Origin of the sequence: Lentibacter algarum, from assembly GCF_040580765.1 — a bacterium.
GTDB lineage: Bacteria > Pseudomonadota > Alphaproteobacteria > Rhodobacterales > Rhodobacteraceae > Lentibacter > Lentibacter algarum.
In genome coordinates, this window is record NZ_CP158687.1 from 2,993,956 (window position 1) to 3,012,079 (window position 18,124).

At 55.9% G+C, this 18,124-nt stretch carries 21 protein-coding genes; 5 read left to right on the forward strand and 16 right to left on the reverse strand.

Going from position 1 to position 18,124, the window contains the following annotated elements; all coding sequences use genetic code 11:
• The first annotated feature begins 23 nt into the window (after positions 1-23).
• Positions 24-734 carry an IS6 family transposase gene (locus DSM117340_RS14905; RefSeq protein WP_089894562.1) on the forward strand — a complete coding sequence of 237 codons (711 nt, stop codon included), beginning with the start codon at positions 24-26 and terminating at the stop codon, positions 732-734.
• A 392-nt stretch (positions 735-1,126) separates the two neighbouring features.
• Here DSM117340_RS14905 and DSM117340_RS14910 read toward each other — a convergent pair whose 3' ends face one another.
• Positions 1,127-2,050 (reverse strand): LysR family transcriptional regulator, encoded by a 924-nt coding sequence (locus tag DSM117340_RS14910; RefSeq protein ID WP_218140897.1) that lies wholly within the window; start codon positions 2,048-2,050, stop codon positions 1,127-1,129.
• A gap of 81 nt (positions 2,051-2,131) precedes the next feature.
• On the opposite strand from DSM117340_RS14910, the gene DSM117340_RS14915 reads away from it, so the two are divergent.
• On the forward strand, positions 2,132-3,307 hold the full coding sequence (locus tag DSM117340_RS14915; protein ID WP_282058639.1) for a CoA transferase: 1,176 nt from the start codon (positions 2,132-2,134) through the stop codon (positions 3,305-3,307).
• Positions 3,304-4,440 (forward strand): acyl-CoA dehydrogenase family protein, encoded by a 1,137-nt coding sequence (locus tag DSM117340_RS14920; protein WP_089894698.1) that lies wholly within the window; start codon positions 3,304-3,306, stop codon positions 4,438-4,440. The genes DSM117340_RS14915 and DSM117340_RS14920 overlap by 4 nt, the downstream gene beginning before the upstream one ends.
• A gap of 344 nt (positions 4,441-4,784) precedes the next feature.
• Here the strand turns inward: DSM117340_RS14920 and DSM117340_RS14925 are convergent, their stop codons facing one another.
• The 11 genes from DSM117340_RS14925 to DSM117340_RS14975 all read right to left on the reverse strand — a co-directional run bounded on the left by DSM117340_RS14925 (position 4,785) and on the right by DSM117340_RS14975 (position 13,679).
• A complete protein-coding gene (locus DSM117340_RS14925) occupies positions 4,785-5,000 on the reverse strand; it encodes a hypothetical protein (protein WP_282058892.1) in 216 nt (71 codons plus the stop codon).
• Positions 4,997-6,271: a DUF6538 domain-containing protein gene (locus DSM117340_RS14930; protein WP_354689787.1), complete on the reverse strand. Its 1,275-nt coding sequence runs from the start codon at positions 6,269-6,271 to the stop codon at positions 4,997-4,999. The genes DSM117340_RS14925 and DSM117340_RS14930 overlap by 4 nt, the downstream gene beginning before the upstream one ends.
• 108 nt (positions 6,272-6,379) lie before the next feature.
• Positions 6,380-6,580 carry a hypothetical protein gene (locus DSM117340_RS14935; protein WP_354689788.1) on the reverse strand — a complete coding sequence of 67 codons (201 nt, stop codon included), beginning with the start codon at positions 6,578-6,580 and terminating at the stop codon, positions 6,380-6,382.
• 1 nt (position 6,581) lies between these two features.
• Entirely contained in the window at positions 6,582-6,812 is a 231-nt protein-coding gene (locus DSM117340_RS14940; protein WP_089894753.1) for a hypothetical protein, read from the reverse strand.
• 221 nt (positions 6,813-7,033) lie between these two features.
• Entirely contained in the window at positions 7,034-7,447 is a 414-nt protein-coding gene (locus DSM117340_RS14945; RefSeq protein WP_354689789.1) for a hypothetical protein, read from the reverse strand.
• Positions 7,431-9,092, reverse strand: a complete 1,662-nt coding sequence (locus DSM117340_RS14950; RefSeq protein ID WP_354689790.1) for a primase-helicase family protein — start codon at positions 9,090-9,092, stop codon at positions 7,431-7,433. Before DSM117340_RS14950 ends, DSM117340_RS14945 begins: the two co-directional genes overlap by 17 nt.
• 115 nt (positions 9,093-9,207) lie before the next feature.
• Positions 9,208-9,798 (reverse strand): hypothetical protein, encoded by a 591-nt coding sequence (locus tag DSM117340_RS14955; RefSeq protein WP_271437555.1) that lies wholly within the window; start codon positions 9,796-9,798, stop codon positions 9,208-9,210.
• 295 nt (positions 9,799-10,093) lie between these two features.
• Entirely contained in the window at positions 10,094-11,401 is a 1,308-nt protein-coding gene (locus DSM117340_RS14960; protein ID WP_354689791.1) for a site-specific integrase, read from the reverse strand.
• A gap of 474 nt (positions 11,402-11,875) precedes the next feature.
• Entirely contained in the window at positions 11,876-12,511 is a 636-nt protein-coding gene (locus DSM117340_RS14965) for a transmembrane anchor protein (RefSeq protein WP_354689792.1), read from the reverse strand.
• Between the two features lie 19 nt (positions 12,512-12,530).
• Positions 12,531-13,199, reverse strand: coding sequence for a HupE/UreJ family protein (locus DSM117340_RS14970; RefSeq protein ID WP_354690044.1), 669 nt, complete (start codon positions 13,197-13,199; stop codon positions 12,531-12,533).
• Positions 13,200-13,319: 120 nt separating this feature from the next.
• Positions 13,320-13,679 carry a hypothetical protein gene (locus DSM117340_RS14975; protein ID WP_354689793.1) on the reverse strand — a complete coding sequence of 120 codons (360 nt, stop codon included), beginning with the start codon at positions 13,677-13,679 and terminating at the stop codon, positions 13,320-13,322.
• A gap of 63 nt (positions 13,680-13,742) precedes the next feature.
• Between DSM117340_RS14975 and DSM117340_RS14980 the strand changes: the two genes are divergently transcribed.
• The gene (locus DSM117340_RS14980) at positions 13,743-14,021 is read left to right on the forward strand and encodes a metal-sensing transcriptional repressor (RefSeq protein ID WP_354689794.1); all 279 of its coding nucleotides are present in this window, start codon (positions 13,743-13,745) and stop codon (positions 14,019-14,021) included.
• A 9-nt stretch (positions 14,022-14,030) separates the two neighbouring features.
• On the forward strand, positions 14,031-15,371 hold the full coding sequence (locus DSM117340_RS14985; protein WP_354689795.1) for an MFS transporter: 1,341 nt from the start codon (positions 14,031-14,033) through the stop codon (positions 15,369-15,371).
• A gap of 282 nt (positions 15,372-15,653) precedes the next feature.
• On the opposite strand, the gene DSM117340_RS14990 is transcribed toward DSM117340_RS14985, so the two are convergent.
• From DSM117340_RS14990 to DSM117340_RS15005, 4 genes are all read right to left on the reverse strand, one after another.
• Positions 15,654-15,869: a hypothetical protein gene (locus tag DSM117340_RS14990; RefSeq protein WP_282058892.1), complete on the reverse strand. Its 216-nt coding sequence runs from the start codon at positions 15,867-15,869 to the stop codon at positions 15,654-15,656.
• Positions 15,866-17,140 carry a DUF6538 domain-containing protein gene (locus tag DSM117340_RS14995; protein ID WP_354689796.1) on the reverse strand — a complete coding sequence of 425 codons (1,275 nt, stop codon included), beginning with the start codon at positions 17,138-17,140 and terminating at the stop codon, positions 15,866-15,868. Before DSM117340_RS14995 ends, DSM117340_RS14990 begins: the two co-directional genes overlap by 4 nt.
• 108 nt (positions 17,141-17,248) lie before the next feature.
• Entirely contained in the window at positions 17,249-17,449 is a 201-nt protein-coding gene (locus tag DSM117340_RS15000) for a hypothetical protein (RefSeq protein WP_089894777.1), read from the reverse strand.
• A gap of 1 nt (position 17,450) precedes the next feature.
• Positions 17,451-17,681, reverse strand: a complete 231-nt coding sequence (locus DSM117340_RS15005; protein WP_089894780.1) for a hypothetical protein — start codon at positions 17,679-17,681, stop codon at positions 17,451-17,453.
• Between the last annotated feature and the right edge of the window lie 443 nt (positions 17,682-18,124).

Below are 18,124 nucleotides of genomic sequence, written 5' to 3' on the forward strand. Positions count from 1 at the left end.
TTTGATCAAGCTATGTCGGTCCCATGAACATTCCGACCCATATGCTGCGCCTGAAAGGCTTCCGCTACCCCCGCGAGATCATTGCTTACGCGGTTTGGGCGTACCATCGCTTTGCACTGAGCACGGCGGATGTCGAGGACCTGTTGGCAGCGCGGGGCGTGGTTGTCAGCCGTGAGGCGATCCGGCTATGGGTCAATCGCTTTGGGCAACATTTCGTAAACTGCATCCGCCGGGATCGACCGCAACCGAACGACAAATGGCATCTTGACGAAGTCGTTATTACAATCCGTGGCAAGAAACATTGGTTGTGGCGCGCGATCGACGCAAATGGCGACGTGCTCGATATTCTCGTGCAAACACGCCGAAACGCAAAGGCCGCAAAGCGGTTCTTCCAAAGATTGATCACCCTGTTCGGCGAACCACGGGTCGTGATCACCGACAAGTTGCGCAGTTACATCCAGCCCATCAGTAAACTGGCACCGGGCGCGGATCATCGCGCCCACAAGGGTTTGAACAATGCGATCGAAGTGTCGCACAGGCCGACGCGTAAACGAGAGAAAATATTTGGCCGATTCAAATCCCACCGGCAGGCTCAAAGGTTTCTGTCAGCACATGACCAGATCAACCTGATCTTCCGACCGCGCCGCTATCAACTGAACGCAACCTCATACCGCCACGCCCGCACTGATGCGTTCAACCTCTGGTCCGATTACACCGCCGAAATGGCGGCATGATCCAACGGTTGCCAATGTTTCACAATGGGCCAGCAACAACTTGGCAATACCCTACCCAATGCTGCGGTGCGGCCCGTCGAACCAGTCATTCGTGCATCTTGCAGCATGTTGTCGGCTGAAACGTCGGTCTGCGGACAATGCCGGCCCTCGTTGAAGTCACGCCAATGTCCGGTCTCGGCAATTCGACACCCCAACCTATTGGTCACAGAGCCGACTAATCTACTCTGGTCGAGTTAGATACCTGAGCACCGCTTACGCGCGGTGAGAGCTGTCGCCAGAGTTTATCACGACAATGACGGTCTTTGCCAAAACGGCTTGGAGGCATAAAAATGATGGCGTGCATTCAGAAACTTATCTCGCGGACGGGCGCTTATAAGCTTCCGCAGTCCATTTCATGGTCCATATTCCTGCAAAAGTGCAGATTCTGCTGCAAAGGCACTTTGCGCGTATGCAGTGAATTGATTGACCAAAGGGTTTGATCGCAATTGCCCTGACCGTGCCAAAGCAATGCGATGAGGTGCCAGGTTTCCGGTGAGAGGCATCCGTACAACGGGCCGTTGATCATACGCGGTATCATGCGGAATATCGGTCGCCAGAAGCCCAACGCCCAGACCGTTCGCGACCATCGAACGCAGCATCTCGACAGATGCGGTTTCGTAGGCAATCGTTGGGCTAATCCCGTGCATTTGAGCCAAGGTGAGAAAATAGCCGCGACTATGTGGCAAGCTCATCAAAATCAGAGGGTCTTGCAGTAATTCGGCCATGCTGATGGCCTTTCGGCCCGCCAACGGATGCCCTGCGGGTAACAGGCCATAGGGCCGTATATCTGCAAGCGGCGTAATTTCGAGGGTTGAGGGGAGGCCCAGATCATAGATGAGGGCGACATCAATCCGGCCGGTCTCCAGCCATCCAGAGAGAGTTTCGAGATTTGCTTCGTGCAGGCGCACTTGGATGCTTGGGGTTTCATCTTGAAAGCCACGCACCAGCCTTGGCGCATAACGCGGGCCAAGGGTGGAAAAAACGCCAAGATTTAGGATGGCGTTCTCTGCCATGTCGGCATTCAACGTACGCTGGGCGTTTATACGCAAGCGCCTGAACTCACCAAGTTTTTGTTGACCATAATGCGTAGGAGCGATCCCTTGGCCTGCGGTGCGTGCAAACAGGGGACGACCGAAGTGTTCCTCTACTTTCGCAATCGCCAAGGATACGGATGGCTGTGACACGTTCAATATGCGCGCGGCGGCGGCTGTGCTGCCCCCGTCCGCCGTGGCAATCACGTAATCAATTTGCCGTAGGCTTATGGGTATAGGTTTCATCTATCGCTCTATGAGAATTCTATATTTCAATATATACCAATTCCCAACGTAAACTCCAGCCATTCAAGCCGGAGGTACTACATGGAGCAGACATCAACCACGACAAACACAAAGCCGCTTGACGGGGTGCGCGTGCTGGACTTCACCCGCGTGCTCGCTGGCCCTTATTGCACAGCACTCATGGCCGATCTGGGCGCCGATGTCATCAAAGTGGAGGCCGCCCACGGGGATGACTATCGCCATATCGGGCCGTTCGAGCGCGGCGAGAGCCTTTTGTTTCAATCGATAAATAGGGGCAAACGCTCTATTGTTCTGAACCTGAAGTCTGAGGCGGATATTGCCAAAATCAAACAGCTGCTGGCGGATATGGATGTCCTTGTCGAGAATTTTCGCCCTGGTGTGATGGAGAAGCTGGGCCTTGGGGTTGAGGCCCTGTCCGCCGCATTTCCAAAGCTGGTCTATGTGTCGGTTTCCGGCTTTGGGCAGACGGGCAGCAACACGGCCAAACCGGCGTATGATATCATCATTCAAGCCATGAGCGGCCTGATGGATGTGACGGGAGAGCCGGACGGCACACCGACGATGATCGGCGAAGCTTTGGGCGATGTGGCAGGCGGGCTTTTTGCGGCGTGGGGCACGATGGTGGCCTTGTTTGACCGCAGCCGGACAGGCAAAGGGCGGCACGTGGATGTCGCACTTTTTGATGCGCTAACATCGATGATGCCGGTGTTGGCCTGCCGCACTTTGATGGGCGGTGAAGCCCCCACGCGAACCGGCAACCGGCACGCGCTGTCTGCCCCTTTTGGCACCTATCCGGCTGGGGACGGGCATTTTGCTGTGGCGGTGTTGAACGATCGTTTGTTCGGAACGTTCTGTGAGGTCATCGAACAGCCTGAACTGGCGGGTGATCCGCGGTTCCTCACTGACAAGCTGCGCCGCGAAAACGAACCTGCCCTCGCCGAACAGATCGCGCTCTGGGCCGGCGCACGCAACGTGGGCGAAGTTGTTGCCAGCCTGTCTGCAAGCGGGATTCCGGCGTCTGAGATCCAATCAGTTGCGCAGGCCTGGGCCTCGTCGCAAGCCGTAGAGCGCGGCCTCGCGTCAGAGGTAGAGCACCCTGTCTTGGGGCGCCGGAACGTGCCAGAGCAACCGGTGCATTTCAGTGGTGCCGCCCGCGGGGGCCGCTCTGCGGCACCGGGGTTGAACGCAAATGCAGCAGAAATTCTGGCCACACTGGCCAAAGGAGACAGCAAATGAACTATCCCATGTTTGAGGACGAACGTACCGTAATCAGCCAGATTGAGCGGTTCTCGCAAGAGGTTTTGGCCCCCAAGGCCGCGCAGCTTGACGAGGAAGCGACCTTTGCGATCCTTCATTTGCCCGCCATGGCCGAGATGGGTCTGATGGGGATGAATCTGCCCGAAGACGCGGGGGGCCTGGGCCTGTCCGGCCCGGCGCTTTATGCAGCGGTTGAGGCCGTCGCGGGGGCGTGCGGCTCGACCGCGTCGATGCTGACAGCGCATTTTCTGGCAACAGATTCGGTCTTGTTGGGCGGGGATGCTGTCCTCAAAGCCCGTCTGTTGCCTGATGCTGCTGCGGGCAACACCTTGGGTGCATTCGCTTTAACAGAGCCTCAGGCCGGCTCCAACCCCGCGGATATGACAACCTACGCTGTGCGGGAAGGCGAAGGATACCGGATCAAGGGGAGCAAGTGTTTCATTTCCAACGCCGGTGCGGCTGACTTTATCGTGGTCTATGCAAAGACAGATAAAACAGCCGGCGCGCGCGGTGTCAGCGCCTTTGTCGTGGAGCCCAAGGCGATCACGGGTGTCGATATCGCCCCGAACGAGCGGACAATGGGGTTGAAAGGCGGGCATGTGTTTGGCATCACCTTCGACTGCTGGGTGCCAGAGGCGAACCGCCTTGGCGATGAAGGCACAGGGTTTCGCACGGCGATGAAAGTGCTGGACAACGGGCGCATTGAAGTTGCCGCGCAGGCCACCGGCATAGCCGCTGCGGCGCTTAATGCCGCTATCTCTTACGCCAAGGAGCGTAAAGTCGGCGACCATCCAATTGGTGACTTTCAAGGCCTGCAATTCATGCTGGCCGATTGCGCTACCGAACTGGCGGCAGCCCGGGCGCTGTCAATGCAAGCGGCTGTCAAACGCGGCACTGGCGAGCGGTACTCGACCGAGTCAGCACTCGCCAAACTATACGCAACCGAAGCCGCATGGCGCATTGCGGATAGGGCTCTGCAAATCCACGGCGGCTATGGATATACCCGCGATTTCCCGTTGGAACGCTACCTGCGCGACCTGCGCATTTTCCGGATTTACGAAGGGTCTTCAGAAATTCAACGCACCATAATCGCGCGTGGGCTGCTGTCTTGACGAAATTTGGTTGGTAGGTTTCGCGGCCGATCGGCAACAGGCGGATAGCTTTGCCCCAAAATCCATACCATAGCTACACGTAAAATCTCATCGGGAAAATCCGGTTTTGAATTTGGATGAGCGTCCGCTTGCAGCCTCGCAACGTGGGTGGCTCGCACTTGCAGCGAAATTCCGCTATCCGCCCTTCCTGTAGAAATGTGCATGGCGCAGCATTTGTCACTTTGGGGTTTTCTTGCGTTCACTCCGATTGACACCAATATTCTCACCAGCTCAATTCTGCTCCCGAAAAAAAATCAGTCGCCATTTCCCCGCCCGACCACTCGCAATGAGCCGCCGGACGGGGGTTATTTTTGGTTAGCCTTGGCTAGCCCTCGATTGACGACGTAGGTGGCCAGCCAGCGCCAGTAGTCTGCGACACTGCCAAAGCCTTGGCCCTGAGCGGCAAGGTCTTCTGCCTCATCAAGTGTCAGCCCCCCATCATACTGTACGATGGCAGCCCGCTCCTCGAAGGCCTCGATGTCAGGGATTAGGCTCGGGTCTTCTGTATGGAGGCAGCTCATGATGTGCCCTCCCAGTCTGGCAGCCTCACCCCGTCCACAATCTCCCGCTTTTGGGCGTCGGATATCCCCGCCGAGTAGAGCCCGTAGGTCAGCTTATTGGCGGACCTTGCGGAGTGATGCCCGACGAGGCTTGCGGTGAAGTGCTCTGGAACGCCTGTGCGCTCACACTGGGTGATGAACCACTTACGGGTGGAGTGGAACACCGTGCCTCTGAGCTCTGGGTGACGCCTGCGCAGATAGGCGTAGCGCTTTACGACCCTGTCCACGCTGAGGTACGGGAAGAGCCGTCCTGACGTTGGCAGGGTGGTATCCAGCAGCTGCTCCAGCACCCCATGCAAAGGCACCTCCCGCTCTGCTGCCTTGGACTTCAGCAAGCGCACCCTGTTGGGCTTGATGCTGATGAAGCGCCCAAGGTTGCCCTTTGCTGTGACGTCCTCAGCCATGAGCCCGCAGATCTCGCCGGAGCGCATACCTGTGAGCAGCCCGAAGAGCAGAGCACTGTGCAGCACCCTGTCCTTGGCACTGAGGAGGATACGCACCTGCGCATCACTCAGCATGCCGTGGGGATGGACCTCAGGCCTGTCCTTGACCTTGAGGGCTCCCCATGGGTTTGTCTCCAGCTCCCCTTCCCCAACGCACCAGTCAAGGAACTGGGACATCTGCTTGAGGATACGCGCCTGGGTCTGGGGTGCCGACGTGGTGCTCTCCTGCTCCTGGGAGAGCGTTGCAAGCTCAGCCAAGGTGGCCCCCTTCCCCTCCCTGTACTTGCGCACGTTGGGAGAGAGCTGGGTGATGTAGCCGAGTACCTCCCGACCTTGTGCTTGGGTCAGCGCTCCTACCTGCTCGTTCCCCAAATGCGAGCAGAGCAACTCCAAGGCAAAGCGCACCGACTTGTAACTGCCTGGACGGAGGCGCTCAGAGGCTTCTGTCAGGTAGGCTTGGGCCAGCTCCGCTACCAGCCCATCGCCCACAAGACGAGCACGCTGATATCGAGGGCGAGTAACCCCCAGTCGAGGAGCTTGGGCAGCAGTGGGGATATCAGGGGGAGTAACGGTGAGAGGGGTAGCAGCGGCATGGGCCTGAGCCTCCTTGATGAGAGTTGTAAAGGTTTGGTTGAGCTCAGCCACACGCAGCTTGGCTTGGGTGGCATCGCTGGTCTTCAGGGATTGCTTGAGGGCGCTGCCGAGGATCGGCTGCAGTGCCTTGGGGTAGGTTCTGCGGTAGATCCAGGTGTTGTGCCTTTTGTAGGCGTATTTGATCTGTGGCGACATGACGTCTCCTTTCTGGGGCAATGGCCCCGCTTGTGGGGTGTGGGTTGGGTTTTGTGATGCAGAACAAGGTGCGTCAGGGACTAAGCCCTTCCCTGACGCCTGCTTGGGCTAGTTTGGTCCAGGAAGGACCCGCAGAACCAAAGCGATGTCTGGTTCTCCGTACTCCCCAGAGAGAGGTCCTGTGAGGGCTGTCCCAGTGATGAGGTCCTCAAAGACCTCCTCGACCAGGAACGCATGCTCTGGGATGTCGTCAAAGCCAGCAAGCAGCACAGTGCAGCCTGGCGTAATGGGTGGTGTATGCTTATCCATCTCAGCCCCTCCTCAGCAGAAGGTCAGGCAGCAGCAGGCCAAGGATGAGGCTCAGTGGCACTGGGAAGGGTAAGGGCTTGAGGAACTCAGGCAGTCCCGCCAGAACAACAAGCGCCCCTGCCAGAGCCTGGGGCACTGCCAGTGAGATGTCCCAGCGTCGCTTCAGCTGCCACTCCAAGACAAGCCGAAGCCCACCCCCTGCAAGAACAAGGGCCGTAAAGGTCGTAAACATGATCGGTCTCCATGATGATTGTGATCACCATAGATGCGAGGAACTCCTCAGTTTTTGCGGGGGACTTGAGACAGCCCAACTCGCCAAAGCAGCACCGCAACTCGCCAGCAACTCTCCAAGCGCGCGCGCCTCCCTGGAGAGTAGATTATGACACAATATCAGCGCTCTAGGAGTGAACTCTCCAACTCTCCAGGCACTTTCAACTCATAAAAGGTGTGCCTTTATCGATCCCGCGTGTCGTTCACGTTGTCCAGCTGCGTCCCATGCGTCAGGTGCAACGGGTTGATGCAGCGGCGATTGTGACACTTGTGGCGCACAACATCTTCGCTGCTCGGTATCAACGCATTTCCTGCCCAGTATATCAGTTGGTAGGCGTAAACCTGTTTTCCCTTCACAGAGATACGCTTTGATCTTCCTTGAGAGGCTTCCAGACAACCTCCAACCGAGAGTTTTGCCTCAGCAAGGAGATCTTTGATCAGAACAGCCGTAACCGTAGCATCATCAATCACCTGCGCCCACCACTCCTTGTCAGGCGTTTGAGCAATCAAAAACAAATCACCTCGGACGAAGCCACGCAATCGCACTTCCATTGAGGAAAGCCACGCATCCACGCTTTGTTCAAAAGGGGGCATCATCGACGGGCTTTTTCATGTCGCGGTCTAGATATTCATATTTGATACCAAAGCCGATTTCTTCCAAAGCTGGAGCAAGCACCTCATTCAGGTGAGCTTCAATGCTCTGCTTGTAGTGAACCGTTTGGAGCATACCTCGCTCTGGATGAGCATCGGGGTGGTAAAACGCGTGTGCTGATCCCTGCCCGCCCCAAGCGAACTTTTTCTTTTTCCAGCCCAAACGGTCAAAGCTGTATTTCGCAGCATTCGGATTGCGATGCGCAAAATACGAAAGCAGCTTGTTTGCATATCTTACGGGGACGAACCTTATTTTATGTTCCTCCAGGAACTCCCCAAGCATTTCTTCAACAACGTCAGGTGCCAATGCACTTATTTCTCGCATGACCTCCGTGGCCAGCTCATTCACATTCAACGAATATGGATTGAAATTCTCAGCTTGAGGTCGACGCAACAGGGCCCGATACAATTCAGCAATGCCCTTATCAGACGCATAAGCATACTTTACTTCAGCAACCAGCTTCACAAAATCATCATATGCAGCGCCACCAGCAGCATAACCTTCGTGATCCAAGTGGATGATGTAAAACCGACGATCACCAGCTTCAAGCCAAATGGGTTTGTGGTTCGTCGTCAATATGAAGCAACATCTATGGTCTATCGGCTCAATATCTTTGTTTTTGCCCTCAGCCATCGTTTGGCGTTCAGAGATCAAAGTTTTCAGCTTGTTCCCATCATCAGAGTTCTGCGCAACTTTTACCTCCTCCGCATAAATCAGTTTCTTCAACAAGATTGGCTTATTGAACCTATCGATAATCGGCTTAATGCCTTGCTGTTCCGAGGAATTCTCTTCGCCAAAAAGCTGCTTCACAATGGAAGCAAGTGTTGATTTCCCTGTTCCATGACGTTCAGAGAACAGAAATATTGCCCAGGACGGTTTGTCCGCTTCGTTTTGCAAGCACCACGAAAGCCAATCAAGAAACACTTCTTTTTCAGAGGTGTTTTTGAAGATGAAGTTGAGGAAGCGGTCAAAGACTTTCATGTTTGGTTCTATGTTGCGTAATTTGCGAAACGCTGGCTCGATCCACGCGTTCACGGCATACATCCCACCATCAAACGTCAACCTTGCAGTCTTACCAGGAACAGATTCCACCACACCGTTCCAGACAGGAATTGTCATACCAGGCTCTGCAGTGGGGTTATTTGTGAGAGCATCCATCAGTGCCTTGAGCTTTTCAGGCCCAATTTCAAAGCTTGGAAAGCTTGCTCGCACCCTAGCGAACACAACCATCGCAAGGTCTGCACGCGTTATTGATTTATCTAGCTTGCCCAGCTCAAAGAACACCATTTCCCGGCGCACAAATTGCGATGACAAATACTTCAGAACCTCAATATCCGAGGGGATGATTGCGTCACCCTCCTCATCAACAGGAACAAAGACTTCATGATCCGCAAAGGGATAACTTCCCAAGCCTTGCTCATAAATCCGCTCCAGCTCCAGAAACTCAGGGCTTTCACTGGCCAAATCTAGGGCCATATTCTCGATTTCTTCGTCAGTGTATTGGCGGCCAAGTGTCTTTTGGATCGCATCGCGAACGATGTTATCGTCAAGATCGACAAGGCTGGAGTTTTTTTTGTCATTCTTGGGCATGCAGCATTTATCCTTTGTTGCGACCATACGTTGCACAAAGCAAAATTCCACCACAACTCGTTAACTGCCTTATAACGCAAAACCCCCACTGCTGCGTACAGTGAGGGCTATGTTCCTAGAACATATCATCGTCATGGTGTGGCACTGCATGGAAGCCATTGTTTCCCTGACCTTTGCAGGGAGACCGGTAGCCCTTAAGCCAATCAGTCATCTCAAATTCTATATCCTGCCAGTCGTGCTCGTAACTGGGCATATATTCATTGAAGCAAGAAGCTGCGCCTTTTCTGGGGCCTGACGCTGACAGCAAAGCCTGGATCACCTCATCAGGTAGATGCCATTGATGATGCAGACTGCTGAGGATCACATGGCAGGTAGAAGCGTCAGTGTCCGTGACAATATGGGCGTTGTCAGCCGTAGCATTGTTGTCACCTTTCAGATGCACACGGTGCACAAGGGAATGCGGAGACGCCGCCAAGACATCTGCCACAATCTCAAAGTGGTCAGTCATGTTCTGATGGCTTCTGCTGTGTTGGTTTTCATAGGCGGTACGGTATCGCTTGGGACACTCACCGTAATACTCGACACGCTGTGCATGGGTGATGTGGAAGGACAACTTGAAGCGGCCCGAGGTAAAGACCTGCAGGCTGTAACCCTGATAGGTTTCCAGCGCGTCCTGTGAGAGCTTTTGGTCAAAATATTTGGTCATGTTGGTAATCATCTTTCTCAATACAAAAGCACCCCAGGCGCTAACCTGAGGTGGGGTAATGGATAAGGTTCAAAAGGTAAGGATTAAGGGATAAGTCGTAATATGTAATATATAAATCATAAGGGTTTGGGAGCTCCAAACACCTGTTTTTTCTAATCCCAAAAACAAACAATACAGCTATGTATTATTCATAAATGTCGGCTTTCTTTTTGCCTTTAACGCCTTAGGCTTACAGTGATGCAAAACACTTCAGCCTGCTCTTCCGTTTTGCCGCAAAAAATATCCTGCGGCTCTGTCATTGCCACACCTTCTCCAGGTTCTCCCGCATGACCTCCAGCGCATAGCCTGAGCCGTAGTTGGCGGCGACTGTGTTGGTACTGTGCCCAAGGATGGCAAGCGAGATGGCCTCTGGACAGCCTGTGTTTCTGAGCTTGTCCTTCATACGGTGGCGCAGCGAGTGCATGGTCAGCTTCTTGTCAGTGATGACGGTGCGAAGGCGCTTCATCAGCATCGCCGAGCAGCTGTCAGCCCCTCGCTCCTTGGCGTAACGGGCAAACAGCGGTGCCTCTGGGTCTTGCGCGTTGTTCTGGAAGAGCTTGCCGACCGCTGTCACAGCTTCTGCTGAGAGTGGCACAGAGCGCTGCGAGTTGGTGGTCTTCAGGCCCCTCCAAGGGGTGGGGCTTATGTGCAGGCACTTGGCCACGAGGTCACAGTCTTTGATCCTCAGGCCAGATACCTCTGACACCCGTGCTCCTGTATCCCTCAACGTGACATACAGAGCCCAGGCTGTATTATCTCCCGAGAAGGCTGGTTCAAGGAGGGTGAGTTGAGTGTCTGTCAGGGGAAGTCTGTCGTGCTTGCTGGCCCCTGCCCCTTTGATCTTGAGGTTCGTGAACACATTCGGGAGGGTCAGTGCATGTTCCACAATCACATGGTTGATGGCTGTGCGCACAACTCCCAGCATTCTCACGGCACTGTTGGCGGAGACCCTACTCAGCAAGTGGTCCCGCAACTCGTTGGCATCCTGTCGAGTGATGTCCGTCAGAGGCGTATGCTTGAGCTTTTGCCTGCCGAAGACAGCCTGCATATCTGTGCGCAACCGCTCCACCCGCTGGCCGATCTCTCTGGCGGCCTTGGGTGTGTCTGACTTGTAAGCCACATACTCTTGCAGGGCCTTCTCCAGCGTCATGGTATCTGGCTTCAAGCGACCCGAGTAGACCTGCTGCACCACCTCCGCAGGCATCTTCTGTTTGTGCAGCGCTTTGCCAAGCTCATTCAGCGCATCCTCAATCGGGGAGTACTCAGGTACAGCCTCTGCAAGCACAAGCTCTGCCACCTCATCCCCAAGTGCGCCTCGGATAAGCTCCACACTGCGCTCTCGTGCAGACTTGTTCGTCTCGTCATTCAGCAAAGCCTCAACACGGGCGTGCACCAAGGGCAGCGACTGCATGGCCTCACGGTAGCTGTCTCCCAGCTGGCGATACAGCGTGTCCTTCCCAATCAGGGCTCGCAGGTGCTTTGGCACGTTGCGCTTATATCGGAAGCTGCCATTGGCACGGCGGAACACATAGCGGGGAAGGTTTATCGGCATCTCGTCATTCATGTTCAGGACTGTGTTCCCCAAACCTGACCAAGTGCAACCCAAACAGACCGTCCAGGACTGACAAATCCCGCCCCAAACTCGACAAAGTGGTCCCAAAAGCGGTCCCGAAAGTGGTCCTATGCAGGCCACAGCATCAACGTTTGCTAGGTTTTATCGGAAAAACGACTGGTTATTGGTGCCCAGGAGAGGACGTCGTACTTCCGCGATTGATGTTGCTTTGCAGGGACTTAGCGTCAGCGCAAAACTCAGAAGTGGTCCCGAAAGCGGTCCCATTTATACATTAAGTCAGAGTGACGATTTGTGGCTTGCACCCAAAGCTGGGCGGGTTGGCAGGTCTGCTTCCGGCCCTTAGCAGCCGTTCGCGCCTGTTGCGGCGAAGGTCTGGAAAGAGCCCTCTTTACCGATTTTCTGCAACGCGGCTAATGTCCGCTTCCAAGAAGTGGCCCCCGCCATCCGGCAGAGGCCACTTGGTTCTTATGGCAGCTTCATTTCGCTGTAGTCGCCACGGACAAAGAGCGTGATCGTCACGTCCTGCCCGTCGCGGTTACGCCAGAACCAACCGTGGTTTCCGGTGAAGGCGGCAGTCAACACACCTTCGTCGCCTACGACCGCACGGCCTTTTTCATAGCTGATGTTTTCGCCGCCACCATCACCGTGCAGGTCATAATTGACGACGCCGTTTTCAGCGACGAACATATATTCAACCTCCGCGCCTTCCTCCATGACCAGCTTGACCTCGATCCCTTCGCCGGGTGTCAGGGTCACGCTGAATTGGTCGGTCCATTCCGAGTCTGCCGTCTGGGCATGTGCTGCACCGACAAAGAAGCTGAAGAAACCGCCTCCAAGGCTGGACTGCTCTTCAATGGCTCCACTGTTCTGAAGTTCCAGCAGGCGGTCGGCCTCGGCTTCTTCCGCAAGCTGGACCTTGATTTCGCCCATTTCGGCCAGTCCTACGGCCTTGCCGATGCCGGTGGGGTCGATCCCGTATTCCGATGGCAGGACCACTGTGACCAGAATGACCACGGCCGCAACAGCGGCAAGGATGGTCGATTTGATGAGTTGTGCCGATGTTGGCAGCTCGTCGAGGTTGGGTTTGTTTCCGTTGTGCATTTTATATTCTCCTAAGTGTTCAAGCGACGAAATAGCCGGTCATCTGATATCCGATCAGAATGAACCCGGCCGACATCATCACGACGTTTGCGGTGTAGGCATGTTTCCAGAAGCTGGCCTGCTTGCGCCAATACCCCATGACGATCAGGATCATTGCGAGCGCGATCAGTTGGCCGATCTCGACTCCCACATTGAAGGCCAGTAGGTTGGGGATCAGGCCGTCTTGGGCGATCTCATATTCAAGGATTTTGGTCGCAAGCCCCAGTCCGTGGAAAAAGCCGAAGATCAGCGTCGCGGCCTTGGTATTGGGCTGGAATCCAAACCACCGCTGATAGGCCCCCAGATTGTCCAGCGCCTTGTAGACAACCGAGAGGCCGATGATGGCGTCGATCAGGTAGGCGCTGACGTTCCAACCGAAATAGACGCCAGCCAGCATGGTGGTGGAATGGCCGATGGCAAACAGGCTGACATAGATAGCGACATGCTTCATCTTGTAGAGGAAGAAGACGACGCCAAAGAGGAACAGCAAATGGTCGTATCCCGTGACCATATGTTTGGCCCCCAGATACATGAAGGGGATCAGCTTCTTGCCGCTGACCTCCTGAATATAGCCCTTGTCGCCTTCTGTGACGGCATGGGCAAAGGCGGTTGAGGCAAAGGCCAGCAAGGCCAGTGCGATCATCGCCATAAGGATCAGGGGCTGACGCATGGGATGCGCTGCAACCACCGACCCGAAGGTTCGGTTGTGTTTCATTTATAGAATTCCGCTTTATTGAGGTTTTGGGTTCGAGTGCCGTTTGGCGCGACCTCAGGTACGCGGTGGTCGGTCCAGATCGAAGGCCCTGCGATCCGACAATGCGATCTCTGCCATGGACCAATTAGTGCGTGCAGGGGTGATGAACCCTGTGCTTCGTTTGGGCGGCAGCAAGGCTACGTTGTGGTCGTGGTCGGCCATTTCATGCGCGTGGCCCTGATAGGCGTGAATCACATCCACAATGTCTTCATGGACATGGCCGTGATCTTCGATCTCGGACTGATGCTGGGTCATGATCTCCGCGATTTTGGCAAGATCATTCGACTGACTTTGCGCATTCGACGACAGCACAATTCCCACCGCCAAAGCGATTGTCAATGCAAAGCGCAGGAATGATATCGTCTGTCGTTCCATCTGCCCGTTTCCGCAGGTCACAGCCCGCTTGCTCTATCCTCCTAGGGGGGATAATCGTTGTTTATGACAAAACACACCCAACATGCAACCCATCCAGCCATCGTCAAGCGGCTGAAACGTGCCGACGGGCATCTTCTGAGCGTGATAGAGATGATCGAGGCGCAGCGCCCTTGCGCCGACATCGCCCAGCAGCTCCATGCCGTCGAAAAGGCTATCACCCAAGCCAAGCGCACCCTGATTCAGGACCATATCGACCATTGCCTTGATGCGGCTATGGCTGGCGCGGGCGGTGAAGGAACGCCTGCAACGGCGCAGTTCAAGGCCATCACCAAGTATCTCTGAGGTTTCTATATGCTTTCCGTCCTTGCTAACCGCACCTACCGCCATCTCTTTCTGGCCCAGATAGTTGCCCTTCTGGGAACGGGTCTGGCCACTGTGGCGCTCGGCCTGCTTGCATTTGATCTCGCTGAGGAACGCGCAGCGCTGGTGCTCGGAACGGTCTTCACGATCAAGATGGTGGCCTATGTCGGCATCGCCCCCATTGCCGGTGCTTTTGCCAACCGCTGGCCACGCCGCACCATGCTTGTCAGCCTCGATCTGATCCGCGCCGCCGTGGCGCTTTGCCTGCCGTTCGTCAGCGAAGTCTGGCAGGTCTACGTCCTGATCTTCGTGCTGCAATCCGCATCTGCCGCGTTCACGCCGACATTTCAGGCGACGATTCCGGATATCCTACCTGAAGAAGAGCGCTACACTCGCGCACTGTCCCTGTCGCGGCTGGCCTATGATCTGGAAAATATAATCAGCCCGATGCTGGCCGCGATCCTGCTGGCCTTTGTCAGCTATCAAGCGTTGTTCTTCGGGACTGTCATCGGCTTTGTCGGCTCTGCTCTGCTCGTGGTTTCCGTGTTGCTGCCCAGCCCGCAGGAAACGGCGCAGCGCGGGATTTATGACCGCACAACGCGAGGACTCCGAATCTATCTTGCTACACCGCGCCTGCGCGGGCTTCTGTCCCTGAACCTCGCCGCAGCGGCGGCAGGCGCAATGGTTCTGGTCAATACTGTCGTGCTGGTGCGTTCAGATCTGGGCTTAGATAATACGCAGGTCGCCATAGCGCTTGGCGCATTCGGAGGCGGTTCCATGCTTGCCGCCCTCATATTGCCACGCCTTCTGGACAACCGGCCCGACCGACCCGTGATGATCTTTGGTGCTGCTGTGCTGGTCGTCACTCTTCTTGGTCTGGCCGCACTGACGGTGATCAACGGCGTAGGGTGGTATCCGCTCTTGGCAGGGTGGTTGGTGATTGGGGTGGGTTATTCGACGGTCCTGACCCCATCCGGACGACTGCTCAAACGCTCCGCACATGCCGAAGACAGAACCGCCGTCTACGCCGCACAGTTTGCCCTGTCCCATGCCTGCTGGCTGGTCGCCTATCCCTTGGCCGGGTGGTTGATTACTGAATTTGATGCAGTAACGGCGCTTGCTGTATTGGCCTTTCTGGCCGCAACCGGAATGGCAGGAGGCGTTATCCTCTGGCCGCGTGATGATGCAGGGGTTGTTGAACATACCCACGATGATCTGCCAGTGGATCATCCCCATCTGCAGGACGGGCGCTCCCACAGCCATCCAATAGTTATCGACGATTATCACCCGCATTGGCCGCGTTTGAAGGAACCTGAAAACCACCAAGGCTAAAACGTGTCAACGGGCGAGTGCCTTGAGCATTAAAGCAGCCTCCTGGGCAAAGGCATCGAAAGCTAGCTTCGTCCGCAAAGCAGACCTCGGAACAAATCGCAGCGAATGTCTGCATTCCGCCATTCCTGTAGAAATGTGCATGGCGCAGCATTTGTCACTTTGGGGTTTTCTTGCGTTCACTCCGATTGACACCAATATTCTCACCAGCTCAATTCTGCTCCCGAAAAAAAATCAGTCGCCATTTCCCCGCCCGACCACTCGCAATGAGCCGCCGGACGGGGGTTATTTTTGGTTAGCCTTGGCTAGCCCTCGATTGACGACGTAGGTGGCCAGCCAGCGCCAGTAGTCTGCGACACTGCCAAAGCCTTGGCCCTGAGCGGCAAGGTCTTCTGCCTCATCAAGTGTCAGCCCCCCATCATACTGTACGATGGCAGCCCGCTCCTCGAAGGCCTCGATGTCAGGGATTAGGCTCGGGTCTTCTGTATGGAGGCAGCTCATGATGTGCCCTCCCAGTCTGGCAGCCTCACCCCGTCCACGATCTCCCGCTTCTGGTCATCACTGATCCCCGCGGAGTACAGCCCGTAGGTCAGCTTATTGGCGGACCTTGCGGAGTGATGCCCGACGAGACTTGCGGTGAAGTGCTCGGGGACACCAGTACGCTCACACTGGGTGATGAACCACTTGCGGGTGGAGTGGAACACCGTGCCGCTGAGCTCAGGGTGACGCCTGCGCAGGTACGCATAGCGTTTGACCACCCTGTCCACGCTGAGCTGCGGGAAGAGCCTTCCTGACGTTGGCAGCACATTATCCAGCAGCTGCTCCAGCACCCCATGCAGAGGCACCTCCCGCTCTGCTGCCTTGGACTTCAGCAAGCGGACCCTGTTGGGCTTGATGCTGATGAAGCGGCCGAGGTTGCCCTTGGCTGTGACATCCTCCGCCATGAGCCCGCAGATCTCACCGGAGCGCATACCTGTGAGCAGCCCGAAGAGCAGAGCACTGTGCAGCACCCTGTCCTTGGCGCTGAGGAGGATACGCACCTGCTCATCACCCAACATACCATGCGGATTTACCTCTGGCCTGTCTTTGACCTTGATGACCTCCCAGGGGTTTGTCTGCAGCTCCCCTTCCCCAACACACCAGTCAAGGAACTGGGACATCTGCTTCAGGATACGTGCCTGTGTCTGGGGTGCCAGCGTGGTGCTCTCGTTCTCCTGGGAGAGCGTTGCAAGCTCAGCCAGGCCAGCCTTCTTCCCCTCCCTGTACTTGCGCACGTTGGGAGAGAGCTGGATGATGTAGCCGAGCACCTCCTTGCCCTGGATGAGCGTGAGGTCTCCGACAGCTTGCTGACCCAAATGCGAGGTCAGCAGTGACAGGGCAAAGCGCACCGACTTGTAACTGCCTGGACGTAGGCGCTCAGAGGCTTCTGTCAGGTAGGCTTGCGCAAGCTCCGCTACCAACCCATCGCCCACAAGACGAGCACGCTGATATCGAGGGCGAGTAACCCCCAGTCGAGGAGCTTGGACAGCAGTGAGGGTATCAGGGGGAGTAACGGTGAGAGAGGTAGCAGCGGCATGGGCCTGAGCCTCCTTGATGAGGGTTGTGAAGGTTTGATTGAGCTCAGCCACACGCAGCTTGGCTTGGGTGGCATCGCTGGTCTTGAGGGATTGCTTGAGGGCGCTACCGAGGATCGGCTGCAGCGCCTTGGGGTAGGTTCTGCGGTAGATCCAGGTGTTGTGCCTCTTGTAGGCGTATTTGATCTGTGGCGACATGACGTCTCCTTTCTGGGGCAATTGCCCCGCTTGTGGGTTGTGGGTTGGGTTTTGTGATGCAGAACAACATGCGTCAGGGACTAAGCCCTTCCCTGACGCCTGCTTGGGCTAGTTTGGTCCAGGAAGGACCCGAAGAACCAACGCAATGTCTGGTTCTCCGTACTCCCCAGAGAGAGGTCCTGTGAGGGCTGTCCCAGTGATGAGGTCCTCAAAGACCTCCTCGACCAGGAACGCATGCTCTGGGATGTCGTCAAAGCCAGCGATCAGCACTGTGCAGCCTGGCGTGATGGGGGGTCTGTGCTGATCCATCTCAGCCCCTCCTCAGCAGAAGGTCAGGCAGCAGCAGGCCAAGGATGAGGCTCAGTGGTACTGGAAAGGGAAAGGGCTTGAGGAACTCAGGCAGTCCCGCCAGAACAACAAGCGCCCCTGCCAGAGCCTGGGGCACTGCCAGTGAGATGTCCCAGCGTCGCTTCAGCTGCCAATGCAGGACAAGCCGAAGCCCACCCCCTGCAAGAACAAGGGCCGTAAAGGTCGTAAACATGATCGGTCTCCATGATGATTGTGATCACCATAGATGCGAGGAACTCCTCAGTTTTTGCGGGGGGCTTGAGACAGCCCAACTCGCCAAAGTAACACCGCAACTCGCCAGCAACTCTCCAAGCGCACGCGCCTCCCTGGAGAGTAGATTATGGCACAATATCAGCGCTCTAGAGGTGAACTCTCCAACTCTCCAGGCACTTTCAACTCATAAAAGGTGTGCCTTTATCGATCCCCAAGGTGATACAGTGGCAACGGTTGGGCGCTGTACCAACTATCCAAGCATCCAAGTATCCAGGCACATATTTTGCTTTTGGGTGTACCCCCAGCTCTTACGGGCCCCCTAGGTGGACAGCGCGTAGGGTCCCCTCCCAGGGTTCCCCTCAGGTGCCTGTTAGGGCCCCCTTAGGGTGGTATTGTTCTTCTGTTATTCATCACAGCCATACT